Origin of the sequence: Empedobacter sp. GD03739 (assembly GCF_029843245.1) — a bacterium.
In the GTDB taxonomy this organism is placed as follows: Bacteria; Bacteroidota; Bacteroidia; order Flavobacteriales; family Weeksellaceae; genus Empedobacter; species Empedobacter falsenii_B.
In genome coordinates, this window is sequence record NZ_JAOCHX010000025.1 from 38,169 (window position 1) to 50,978 (window position 12,810).

Genomic DNA, 12,810 nt, shown 5'->3' on the forward strand with positions numbered 1-12,810 from the left:
TTTAAAATTTTATTTGTATTTGTATGTTATAATTTGTGCCTGGTTGCCAACGGTTTTCTTGCGTTTGATATTCTTGGTTAAACACATTATTCACTCTCATAGAAACGCTATAAAGTGGTGAAATCGTATAATTTAAACCTAAATTCGTTAGCCAAAATCCGTCAAGTGTTCTTTCTTCTTCTGAATCAGTAAAAACTTTACTTGTATAAATATTTTGTACAAAAGCAGATAAACGTTTGTAAGTGTATTGTGCGCTCGCCGTCCATTTATGATTTGGCGAATACATCAATTCCTTATTTTTAAATTTATTTTTTGTTTTGGTATACGCATAAATTGTATTGAAACTAAACGCATTCCATTTGTAATTTCCAATCATTTCAAAACCATAGGTTTCTGCTTTGTTGATGTTCACAGGAACCCAATAAGAACTGTTTTGCGAACTCGGAATCCATTGAATCATATCACTCAACTTATTATAAAAAATATTGGTTTGAATGTTTAGATTTTTGCTGATAAAATCATTTCCTAATTCAAATTGATAAGCTGATTCTGATTTCAAATTTGGATTTCCGCCAGTTTTCCAAAATAAATCATTGTACGTTGGATTTCTGAAATTTTTCGAAACATTTCCTCTTAATTGATACGAATATATTGGACGATAATTAAAACCTAATGAATAAATAAATGGATTTTGGTATGTATCAGAAAAATCTTGGCGAATACTCGCTTCGTATTCCAAAACATCTGATAATTTATGCTTCGCGATTAAGGCAAAATTGATAGAATTTTGATCACTTTTGGTCAAATTATTTCCACTTCCTTGATTATAATTAGCTTCAGATAAAAGCGAAAGCTCGAAATTATTGGTCAATTGATGATTCAGATAATATTTTAAAATATAATTATCAACTTGTAAATCGTCCGAATAAGATTTGTGAATATTGTTGAAATAACTGCTTTCTTCTCGGATATATGCCAATTTTAACTGCGATTGCCACTTTTCATTTGGATTGAAATTCCATTCTGTCATCAAACGATAGTCCTGATTTTCGTATCTAGAAGGCGTTGAACCAATGTCAACTAAAGGAAATTCGCGCTTCCCAAAATTGATCATTGAATAAAGTTTCAATTCGTTTTCAGGATTAATTTTATAGCCAAAATTTCCATTAATTGTATTGAAATAATATTTTCCGTTCAAATTCTTCTTCATGTGATTCGGAATTTTATAATCATTATCAGATTGATTTCGTTCGTAATCGATTGAAGAACTAAATTTTTCTGTACTATATTTCAATTGATATTTTCCCGACCATGTATCGTAACTTCCGTATCCTAAATTTATTTTTTGCTGTAAACCTTTGTCATACTCAAATTTATTCAACAAATGAATTGTACCGCCGATAGAACCTGTTCCATACGCAATACTTCCGCCTCCTGGTTTCACTAAAATTCCGTCAAACGAATTACTTGCAAATAAATTAAAATCCGTTTGTCCTGTTGTTTGCGAATTGACATTTATTCCGTTCCAAATTACCGCTGTATGCGAAGCTAAAGTTCCACGAAACGAAGGCGAAGAAACCATTCCTCGTCCATTTTCTTTAAAATAAATTGGCGTTTGCGCTTGTAAAACTTGCGTCAGTTGATTAGGATTTTGCTCTAAAATACTATCATTAAGTTTGATAATACTTTGAGATTTGTAATGATTTTTAAGAAAAGCATCGTTCAAAATCAAAGGTTTCAAATTGATGGTATCCGTCTGTGCAAAAGCAATTCCAGCGATAAGATTAAAACAAAGAAAAAGTTTTTTCATATTAAAATCTGTTTTTCCTCCGAAAACATTTTCTATTAATTTGTTAGCAATGGCAGGTTTCCTGACTTATTCTTTTACAAAAAGTATGTTAGAATTTACAGTTGCGGGGACAGTTTTGGAATTGAACCAAATTCCCTTTTAACTCACTCGTTGAGCACCATTTTATGCAAATGTAAAGAAAAGCAATTGATTTTATAAAAAGTAGATTGTTAAATCGTTAACCTTAAATTAAGATCAGATTTATTTTATTTGTACAGTATTCAAAATCATTATATCTAGTGATTTTTAAGAATGATGGACAAATTAAATTTGTAACCAACAAAAACAATTATTATTTAAACTTTAAAAACGATGGAAAACAATCAGCCGTACAAATCAGAGAAAAAAATCATTGCTGGAATTTTAGGAATTTTAGTAGGATATTTAGGAATTCATAAATTCTATTTAGGATATACAAAAGAAGGAGTTATTCAAATTATTGCCACTTTTGTAACATTTGGATTTGCTGGACTTATTGGATTTATTGAAAGGATTATTTATTTGACTAAATCTGACGAAGAGTTTGATAAAACATATGTAGAAGGTCACAAAGGCTGGTTCTAAAATAGAGATTACATTCTTTTTTAAATATTTTTCGATCCCAAAATAACTTTAGATTATTTTGGGATTTTTTTATTGAATGAATTCGTTTTAAATAATTCGCAAGTTTTTTATTACATTTGCTTTAGGAAAAAATATAATAAAGAACGAAATCGCATAAAATGGCTATAAAAACATTTAGAGAAGTAATCGCAGAGGCAATGAGTGAAGAAATGCGTCGCGATGAATCTATATTTTTAATTGGAGAAGAAGTAGCAGAATACAACGGAGCGTACAAAGCTTCGAAAGGAATGTTAGACGAATTTGGAGCAGAACGTGTAATTGATGCGCCAATCGCAGAGGCTGGTTTTTCTGGAATCGCAATTGGATCTACAATGACGGGATGTCGTCCAATCGTAGAATATATGACATTCAACTTCTCATTAGTGTCTATTGACCAAATTATCAATAACGCTGCAAAAATTTATCAAATGTCAGGAGGACAATTCAACTGTCCAATTGTATTTAGAGGACCTACTGCTTCTGCAGGACAATTAGGTGCAACACACTCACAAGCTTTTGAGAATTGGTATGCAAATGTACCAGGTCTTAAAGTAATTGTTCCTTCAAACCCTTATGATGCAAAAGGTTTATTAAAATCTGCAATTCGTGATAACGATCCAGTAATTTTCATGGAATCTGAACAGATGTATGGAGATAAAATGGAAATGCCAGATGAAGAATACACAATCGAAATTGGTAAAGCAGAAATCAAACGTGAAGGTACAGATGTAACGTTAGTTTCTTTCGGGAAAATCATTAAGCAAGCTTACATTGCTGCTGATGAATTAGCTAAAGAAGGAATTTCTGTAGAAGTAATTGATTTACGTACAGTTCGTCCATTAGATTACGATACAATTTTCAAATCTGTTAAGAAAACAAATCGTTTAGTAGTTTTAGAAGAAGCTTGGCCTTTCGCTTCAGTTGCTTCAGAAATTACGTATATGGTTCAACAAAAAGCATTCGATTATTTAGATGCACCAATCAAACGTATCACAACAAAAGATACATCAGCGCCGTATGCTCCAAACTTGTATGAGACTTGGATTCCTAATGCAAAAGATGTAGTTGAAGCTGTAAAAGCTGTGATGTATAAATAATTAAGATTTATAAACTATATTTGTAAAGTCTAGCATACATTTTGCTAGACTTTATTTTTTTTTAACCAAATCTTATTGATGAAAAGTTATATAACAGTTTTTTTTATAGTTGTTTTAGCGTCTGTGCACGCGCAAGTAAAAATTCAAGGAAAGGTAATCGATTCTGAAACTCAGAAGCCTATTCCTTACGCAGATATTCGTTTACCAGAACTTAAAGTAAGTGCAACATCAAACTCTGATGGTACTTTTTATATCGAATCTAGTTCGAATACAAATAAAATTGTCGTATCAAAAAATGGATACGAAACTTCTGATTATGTAATCGAAAATAAAATCGATTATAATTTTATTGCTCAATTATTTTTAGCAGAAGACAATACTTCAGAAGAAGATGACGGAACGGTAGATTTACAAACTGCGGTTGTTTCGGCAAAGAAAAAACGTCTTAAAAAGAAAGAAAATCCAGCGTATGCTATTTTACGTGAAGTATGGAAGCATAAAAAGAAAAATGGACTAAAATTAGCGCCACATTACCAATATGATGAATACGAAAAGTTGCAATTTGATATTAGTAATATCGATTCAACTTTTATGAAACGTAAGATTTTCAAAGGGATGGAGTTTGTTTTTGAGAAAGTAGATACTTCTTCAATCAACGGGAAAACGTATTTACCCGCTTTCTTAAACGAATCGATCTATAAAATAGCAGGAATCAATAAACCTTCTACAAAAGAGCGCCGTGAATTAATTGCAAACAAAACCTCAGGTTTCGAGAAAAATGAAGTCGTTGCTGCGACAGTAAAAAACTTATTCCGGGATATTGACATTTACGATAATCGTGTTAATATTTTAGACATCAAATTTGTAAGTCCTATCGCTACCGATGGTTTTGCGGTTTATGATTACGAACTAAAAGATACGATTGATGTCGATGGAGTAGAATCTTATCGAATCAAATATTATCCTCGCCGTGAAGGTGAATTAACTTTCAAAGGAGAATTATTTATTTCGAAAGATGCTTATGCTGTGAAAGAAGTTGTAATGGAGACAACGAAAGAAATGAATGTGAATTTTGTGCGTAATATTTTCATGAATTTAGAATATGATATTCCAAATGATTCTATTTTCTATCCGAAAAAAGAATACGCGATGTTGGATATGTCGTTGTTGAGTAAAAAGGAAAGTGCGAAAGGTATTTTTGCGCATAAAACGGTGAATTATTACAATTACGATTTCGATACAACACATCCCGAAGCTTTTTATTACGAGAAATTAGATCCAGCAAAAGCTGCGCTTAACGAAAAAGATAATCAGTTTTGGGCAGAAAATCGTCCTGAAGCTTTAACGAAAGATCAAGAAGGTATTTACGAAACATTAGAGCAATTAAATAAAGTACCAAAATTCAATAATATTGTGAAAGCAATCGAGATTTTTGGTTCTGGATATTACAATGTTGGAAATGCAATTGATATCGGGAATTTATATTCATCTTTTGGATACAACCAAATCGAAGGTTTCCGTTTGAGAGCTGGAGCTCGTACATATTTTTCGCAAAATGATATGTGGCGTGCTCAAGGTTTCTTGGCATATGGTTTTCGAGATGAAAAATTCAAATATGGAGCAGATTTTCGTTATATGTTCAATAAATATAATCGTTTTCAAGTCGGTATCGGAACAAAACGTGATGTAGAACAATTGGCTGCAACGTTAACGGCTTCTGACGGAATTATGACGCGTAGTTTTGCTTCGTCGTCAATCATCAATCAAGGAGATAATACATTTTTGAGTAATAATAATTTGACAAATGTGTATGCATCGATTGAACCTTGGAAAAATGTAACATTTCGTGTTGATGGAAATTATCAATTAATCAAACCAGCAGATACAGAACATTTCTCGATTGGTTATGAAAAAAATGGTCAGATAAAAGAAACTTTAACAAACTCAAGTGTAAGTGTTTCGGTAATTGCTCGTCCAGGTGCAAAATATTCTCAATATGGAATTGATCGTTACGAAATGACAACACTTGCTCCAACGTTGATGTTGCGTTATACAAAAGGATTGAAAGGTGTAATTAATTCAGATTTTGAATATGATAAATTACAATTTTTATATACACAACCAATTTTGATTGGATCTTTTGGTAAATCATTGGTAACTGCAGAAGCTGGAAAAACATTTCAAGGTGTTCCTTTATCATTAATGAGTGCATTACCTGGTAATGAGAGTTACGGACAAGTTTATGGTACATTTTCGCAATTAGATTATTATGAATTTGTAACAGACGAATATGTAACGATGAATTGGGAACATCATTTTAACGGTTGGATTTTGAACAAAGTTCCGTTAATTAAGAAATTAAAATTAAGAGAGGTTGGTTTCTTGAGAGCGGCTTACGGGGATATTTCGGAGAAAAGTAAAGCTATTAATCGTTCCACGATACAATATTTTGCACCAAATCAACAAATCTACTACGAATACGGGTTTGGGATAGAAAACATTGGTTTTGGAAACATTAGACCAATACGTGTTGATTTTAATTGGCGCGGAAATTATAATAATTTGCCAGATGTTCGTAAATTTGGCATCACAATCGGTTTAGATTGGAATTTTTAGAAAATACATAATAAAAAAAAGAATATTACAATGACTTTTGATGCAATCATTGAAATCCCAAGAGGATCTCGCAATAAATATGAAATGGATCACGAAACAGGAAGAATCCGTTTTGATCGTGTTTTATACTCTCCAATGTTCTACCCAGCTGATTACGGTTTCGTAGAAAATACATTAGGATTAGACGGAGATCCAATTGACGTATTAGTTTTCTTAACAGAACCTACTGTTCCTGGATGTGTAATAGAAGTAAAAACAATCGGTGTTCTTAAAATGTCTGATGACAAAGGACAAGATGAAAAATTAATTTGTGTACCAGTTGCTGATCCAACATGGAACCAATTAGAAAACATCACTGATATGAATCCTCATACATTGAAAGAAGTTGAGCACTTTTTCAGAGTTTATAAAGACTTAGAAAATAAGACAACAACAATTGAAGGGTACGGTGATAAAGCAGAAGCAGAACAATTATTGCAAGATGCAAGAGAGCGTTTCGTACCAGCTCATTAAGAAATAATTTATAATTTCATATAAATAGTCCTCATTTTTTGAGGACTATTTTTTTTGATTAAATTTTACTCCCATTCTATCAACTATTTCCAAAAACATTTTTAAGTTTATAGAAATACTCACACATGAAATCGAAATTTTTATTAACACTAGGTTTAACCTCTACAACCATGTGTTTATCTGCTCAAACTAATCAACAAGTTTTAGACTTGATTAACAAAGAAGTACAACAAAATTCTGAAGCTTATCAACAATTAAAAAAAGCAACCGAAACAATTGGACATCGCGCTACAGGAACAGAAAATGGACGAATAGCAGAAGAATATGCAGCCAATTTGTTGCGTTCGTATGGTTATGATGTTTCTTTTCAAGAATTTACATTTAGCGGATGGAATCGTAAAAGTTTAGATTTAAAAATCAATAATCAACCTATAAAAGCCGTTGCTTTGGCGCATTCGCCAGCAAATGTTAGTCTTTCGGGAGAATTGATTGATTTGGCAAATGGACTTGAAGATGATTACAAAAAAATTGGTGATAAAGTAAAAGGAAAGATTGTTTTTGCTGCGCTTGGTTTGTTGGATGGTACGCCAAAAGAAATCGAAAATCTACATCGTTCAGAAAAAACAGCTTTAGCAGAAAAGTACGGAGCGAAAGGAATTATTTTGTTTAATCGTCCTGCTGGAGGAATTCTATTAACAGGAACGGCCTCTGTAACGGGAGAAATTATTAAAATTCCTGCGATTAATATCAGTTTAGAAGATGGATTGAAAATCAAAGAAAATCTATCAAAAGGAAAAGAAATTGCTAAAATCGAAATGAAAAATGATGTTGGACAAATGAAAGGTCGCAACATTATTGCAAAGAAAATCGGTTCTAAATTTCCAAATGAAAAAATAGTTCTTGGAGGACATTTAGATAGTTGGGATTTGGCTACAGGAGCAATTGATAACGGCGTTGGAAGTTTTTCTGTAATGGATATTGCGAGAACGTATAAAAAGTTAAATCTTCAAAATGATCGAACAATAGAATTTGTTTTATTTATGGGCGAAGAAGTAGGTTTGATAGGTTCTAAATATTATGTCAATCAAGCGTTGAAAGATGGGTCTATCAATCAAATTAAAGTAATGTCGAACATGGATATGACGACAAATCCAAAGTCTTATTATTCGACAATGGAAAGTAATTTGCCTATTTTAACTGATTATGCGAATGATGTACAAAAAGTGATTCCAGATTTTAAATTGAAAACATTTGCGAGTGTAGATTTACATTCAGATCATCAACCTTTTATGTTGCAAGGCGTGCCTATTATTGGGCTTTCGGATAGTCAATTTACAAAAGGAGCGCTAAATTGTTATCATGCAAATTGTGATACATTTGATTATGTAGAAGAAATTGGTTTGAAAAATAACGTGATTTTGGAAACCTATTTGTTGTATCGTTTGAGTAATTTGAAAGAAATTCCTTCAAAACGTTGGAACGAGCAAGAAATAAAAGAAGCCTTAATCAAAGGAAATTTAGAAACTCCACTTCGTATTTCGGGCGATTGGAGATGGTAATATCAAAAAAATCCTTCAGAAATTCTGAAGGATTTTTTATTTATTTCTTTTTCAATTTTACAGTGAAATGTCTTAAAATTTCTGATTCCCACGAAATTTCATAACCTGAATTAATTTCGTTTCGCCTATCAAAAATATTTTTCAAAGCTACTGCAATATAATCCATATGACTTTGGAAATAAGTTCTTCTCGGAATTGCCAAACGCAATAATTCTAATTTTGGATAACGGTTTTCTCGTGTTTCAGGATCACGATCTGCCAAAATAGTTCCGATTTCTACACCTCGAATTCCAGCTTCTTTGTACAATTCAATTCCCAAAGTTTGTGCAGGAAACTCTTCGCGTGTTACATTTGGTAAAAATTTTACTGCATCAACAAAAATGGCATGTCCACCGATTGGCTGCTGAATTGGAATCCCAAATTCAATTAATTTATTCCCTAAATATTCAATTTGTTTGATGCGCGATTGTAAATAAGAATATTCTGTCGATTCTTGTAAACCTTGTGCTAAAGCTGCTAAATCACGTCCAGCTAAACCGCCATAGCTTAAATATCCTTCGTAAATAATTCCGAAATTTCCACAAATTTTATATAGCTCTTCGTTATTCAGTGCAATAAATCCACCAATATTTACCAAACCATCTTTTTTTGCAGACATCGTCATTCCATCTCCATAAGAAAACATTTCTAAAACAATTTCTTTAATCGTTTTTGTCTTGAATTCTTCTTCTCTTTCTTTGATGAAATAAGCATTTTCTGCAAAACGAGCGCCATCAAAAAAGACTGGAATTCCATATTGATTAGACAATTCACGAACTTGACGAATATTTTCGATTGACACAGGTTGACCACCAGAAGAATTGCATGTAACAGTGATTAATGTGAACGGAATTTGTTCTTTTCCATATTCTTTGTAGACATTTTCTAACTTTTGTAAATCGATATTTCCTTTGAAAGGATGAATCAATTCGCTGTCAAAAGCCTCATCAATAGTACAATCAATTGCGTGTGCTTTTCTAAATTCGATGTGACCTTTTGTTGTATCAAAATGTGAATTTCCAGGAACAACATGACCTTCTTTTACAAGAGCTGAAAACAATACATTTTCCGCTGCACGACCTTGATGCGTAGGTAAAAGAAACTCAAATCCTGTAATGGCATTAATGGTTTCTTTCAGTTTTAAGAAAGATTGAGAACCTGCATAACTTTCGTCTCCAGTCATCATCTCAGACCACTGTTTATCAGACATTGCTCCAGTTCCCGAATCAGTTAATAAATCAATAAATACTTTGTGGCTTTCTAGGTTAAATAGGTTGTAATCTTTTTCTTCGATCCACTTTTCACGTTCTTCTCGAGTAGATTGATAAATTTCTTCGACCATTTTTATGCGAAATGGTTCGGCAAAAGGTAATTCCATTTTTTGTGTTTAATGTAAAACTAAGAAACCTTTAGAATATTATCAATTATTAATTGGAATTCATAAAAAAATCCTCTATCAAAAAGATAAAGGATTAAAAATTTTCTATAGCTCGTGTTAGTCAATAACAGGAACAGGTCTTTTATTTTCGTTGATTGCAACTAACGTAAAAGTTCCAGAGATTGCTTTATCGCGACCATCACGGTACATACTTTCGATATAAACATCAATTTGTACATCCAAACTTGTGCGTCCTACACGAACAACTCTTCCCACAAATTCAACAATTGTTCCTGCGGGAATAGAATGCTTAAAATCAATTTTGTCACTACTTACTGTAACAATAGGTTTACGACAAAAACGAGTTGCTGTCATAAAAGCAATTTCGTCCATCAAATACATTACTGATCCTCCAAACATTGTGTTGTGGTGGTTTGTATCTCCAGGAAAAACAGCTTTAAAAATGCGAGTTTCAGAATTGATGATACGTTGTTCGATCAACTCTTCTCTTGGTGTTTTTTCCACTTCCATTATCATATATTTACACGTTACTTTTCTTCATTAATTTTTGAGTTGATAATGTTTTTTTGTGGTGGTTTGATGATTTCATAGAACATAATTTTTACTTTTTTCGCGAAAGTTTTTGATTAATTATTAACTCAATTTAGTGGCATTCTGACTTGTCAAAAACATTGATTTACAGTTGCGCGACAGTTCGTGAATTGCACACGATTCCCCAATAAGTTGAGCACGAATTTGATGCAAATATAAATTAGAAAAATGAAAATTTACAGATTTATTGCGCCGAATTCGTTGGTTTGGAATAATTCGTGTAAATTCATTTTACGAATTTTTAATGAAGTAAGAAAAAAGAATGAAAATAAAACCAATCAAAGATTTAGTTCATAATCTATCAGAATGGAATGAATTAGTTTCTCAAACCAAAGATTTAACCGATAAAGTAGTTCAAGATGTTAATTTTTTGCGTCAAGAAATCAATTGGGAAGAGTATAATTTATGTAATACATCGTTTTTGGGTTGTAAGTTTAAACAATATGAAGCAATCTATTTAATCGAAAAAGGAGCATTCGTTTATCCAAAATTTGCATCAATTCCCTATAATCCATATCGTGGAAAATTGTATACTTGGCAAGAGTTGATGGAAGGTTATAATCAGGACAATGATGAAAGTATAGATCTTAAAATCTACAAACATTTCAAAAAACATAAATATAATCCATCTGTTTCAGAAGCTTTGGCGCAACGTTTACACGATTTGTCTATTGATGATTGTTTGCGTCGAATTTTAGAATATGATGAAAACGGAATGACGAAGAAAAAAGTGATTGGTTTTATGGGTGGACATTCTACTGCGCGCAATTCTGAGTTTTATAATGAAACGGCGAAAGCAGCGAAATTGGCAACTGAAAAAGGTTATTTTGTTGTTTCTGGTGGAGGACCTGGAATTATGGAAGCAGCAAACTTAGGTGCTTATATGGCAAACTATGCAGATGAAGATTTGATGAATGCGATTAATATTTTAGCAGATTTAGATTTTATTGATGATCAAAGAACCGAATACTTGGCAAAAAATTATATGACTAATGCACAGAAGGTTTTAGAGATTTACCCAAATGGTGCAGAAAGTTTGGCTATTCCTACTTGGTTTTATGGTCACGAGCCAAGTAATTTATTTGCCACGAATATTGCGAAATATTTTTCTAATAGTATTCGTGAAGATATGTTGTTAACAATTAGCTTATTTGGTTTAGTTTATGCGCCTGGAAGTGCAGGAACGACACAAGAAATTTTTCAGGAAGCAGCTCAAAATCATTATGGAACTTCCGGATATTACAGTCCAATGATTTTTTTGAGTAAGAAAAGATATGTAGAAGATACAGCGATTTATTCGGTTTTGCATCAATTAGCAACAGGAAGACCATATAAAGAGTTATTATTTTTAACAGATAGTGCTGATTTAGCAATTGATTTTATCGAAAATCATCCACCAATCAAAGCGATTTAAAATTATTTTAGAAGATTATTAAAAATAAATTTAATTATTTAAAACTACATAAACCTCTTTAATAAAATGGTTTATGTGGTTTTTATTTGTTTTATGTCCGAATAAAATAAAATAATTTCGAAAAATGTTTGGTATTTTAAATAATGAACGTATATTTGCAGTCCAATAACGCGAGATGGAGCAGTAGGTAGCTCGTCGGGCTCATAACCCGAAGGTCACAGGTTCGAGTCCTGTTCTCGCTACTAAATCGCGAGGTGGAGCAGTAGGTAGCTCGTCGGGCTCATAACCCGAAGGTCATCGGTTCGAGTCCGGTCCTCGCTACTACAAAGAGAGTTTCTAACAAGAAGCTCTCTTTTTTTATGTCTTTAACTGAGAATTGATTTAAAAAAGACTTTAAGTTTTTAGATAAAGAATTTAATTGTATTTGATTTCTTATAGTTGTATATTTAAAGAAAAGATTAATTAATGCTTGTAAAATATAAAGGAATTGATCTCAATTTACAGAATGAAGAACTACAACCGATTAATAATGTAACAAATTATTATTGGGAGATAATTAATGATAATTTATTTTTTAAGTATGATAATGAAATTATTTATGCTGACTGGGTTGATGCTATTCTAATTTTTAAAATCAGTGATAGCCAATATTTTTCAGATTATATTGATAGATATTCTAAATTCAATATAAAAATTGAGAATGGGATTATAAAAAATAAATTTATTTCAATTTATGTAGATGAAAGTTCTACTTTTTTTGTTAAAAAGAATGAAATTGTACCAAGTTACTCCATTCCAAAATTAGAAGAAATAGTTTCGTTTTTACAAAATCCTAATTTAAATACTGAGGATAAGTGGTTAAAAAAAATAATTAAAGAATTAAAAGAGGTAATATCATCATATAGTTCTAAGAATGGATTACCATCCTTTGATTTTTTTCAAAATGGAGGGTCTATTCATGAAATAATAACAAATGATATTAATTTTATTAATGGATCAGGTTATATATATTTTAACTTTGGAGATGATTTATATAATATAATTTCAGCAAGAGTTTTTGAATATTATGTAAATTATATAAATGAGTCTGTGGATAGATCAACAAATTTTATTTTTGGTTCAAACAAGAT

General features: G+C 31.7%; 10 protein-coding genes, 2 tRNA genes and 2 riboswitches. Of the genes, 9 read left to right on the forward strand and 3 right to left on the reverse strand.

The features are described 5' to 3' along the window. Position 1: 1 nt before the first annotated feature. Positions 2 to 1,810: a TonB-dependent siderophore receptor gene (locus N5E64_RS09690; RefSeq protein WP_280037332.1), complete on the reverse strand. Its 1,809-nt coding sequence runs from the start codon at positions 1,808 to 1,810 to the stop codon at positions 2 to 4. Positions 1,811 to 1,843: 33 nt separating this feature from the next. Further along, a riboswitch (cobalamin riboswitch) is annotated at positions 1,844 to 1,987 on the reverse strand. Between the two features lie 174 nt (positions 1,988 to 2,161). Between N5E64_RS09690 and N5E64_RS09695 the strand changes: the two genes are divergently transcribed. The 5 genes from N5E64_RS09695 (at position 2,162) to N5E64_RS09715 (ending at position 8,237) form a co-directional block, all read left to right on the forward strand. Next, positions 2,162 to 2,413, forward strand: a complete 252-nt coding sequence (locus tag N5E64_RS09695) for a TM2 domain-containing protein (RefSeq protein ID WP_038336776.1) — start codon at positions 2,162 to 2,164, stop codon at positions 2,411 to 2,413. A gap of 158 nt (positions 2,414 to 2,571) precedes the next feature. Next, the gene (locus N5E64_RS09700) at positions 2,572 to 3,549 is read left to right on the forward strand and encodes a pyruvate dehydrogenase complex E1 component subunit beta (protein WP_114998120.1); all 978 of its coding nucleotides are present in this window, start codon (positions 2,572 to 2,574) and stop codon (positions 3,547 to 3,549) included. Between the two features lie 78 nt (positions 3,550 to 3,627). Then, positions 3,628 to 6,165, forward strand: coding sequence for a DUF5686 family protein (locus N5E64_RS09705; protein WP_280037334.1), 2,538 nt, complete (start codon positions 3,628 to 3,630; stop codon positions 6,163 to 6,165). A gap of 30 nt (positions 6,166 to 6,195) precedes the next feature. After that, a complete protein-coding gene (locus N5E64_RS09710; protein ID WP_038336778.1) occupies positions 6,196 to 6,678 on the forward strand; it encodes an inorganic diphosphatase in 483 nt (160 codons plus the stop codon). Positions 6,679 to 6,803: 125 nt separating this feature from the next. Next, on the forward strand, positions 6,804 to 8,237 hold the full coding sequence (locus tag N5E64_RS09715) for a M28 family peptidase (protein WP_280037338.1): 1,434 nt from the start codon (positions 6,804 to 6,806) through the stop codon (positions 8,235 to 8,237). A 40-nt stretch (positions 8,238 to 8,277) separates the two neighbouring features. Here N5E64_RS09715 and N5E64_RS09720 read toward each other — a convergent pair whose 3' ends face one another. After that, positions 8,278 to 9,654, reverse strand: a complete 1,377-nt coding sequence (locus N5E64_RS09720; RefSeq protein ID WP_280037340.1) for a tryptophanase — start codon at positions 9,652 to 9,654, stop codon at positions 8,278 to 8,280. Positions 9,655 to 9,771: 117 nt separating this feature from the next. Beyond that, on the reverse strand, positions 9,772 to 10,185 hold the full coding sequence (locus N5E64_RS09725; RefSeq protein ID WP_125349957.1) for an acyl-CoA thioesterase: 414 nt from the start codon (positions 10,183 to 10,185) through the stop codon (positions 9,772 to 9,774). Between the two features lie 116 nt (positions 10,186 to 10,301). Further along, positions 10,302 to 10,442, reverse strand: a riboswitch (cobalamin riboswitch). An 86-nt stretch (positions 10,443 to 10,528) separates the two neighbouring features. Here N5E64_RS09725 and N5E64_RS09730 point away from each other — a divergent pair. The 4 genes from N5E64_RS09730 to N5E64_RS09745 all read left to right on the forward strand — a co-directional run. After that, positions 10,529 to 11,680 carry an LOG family protein gene (locus N5E64_RS09730; RefSeq protein ID WP_280037341.1) on the forward strand — a complete coding sequence of 384 codons (1,152 nt, stop codon included), beginning with the start codon at positions 10,529 to 10,531 and terminating at the stop codon, positions 11,678 to 11,680. A gap of 169 nt (positions 11,681 to 11,849) precedes the next feature. Continuing rightward, positions 11,850 to 11,922 (forward strand) — tRNA-Met (locus tag N5E64_RS09735). Positions 11,923 to 11,928: 6 nt separating this feature from the next. Further along, positions 11,929 to 12,001, forward strand: a tRNA-Met gene (locus tag N5E64_RS09740). Positions 12,002 to 12,145: 144 nt separating this feature from the next. Then, the coding region (locus N5E64_RS09745; protein WP_280037342.1) for a hypothetical protein at positions 12,146 to 12,810 on the forward strand (665 nt) is incomplete at its 3' end.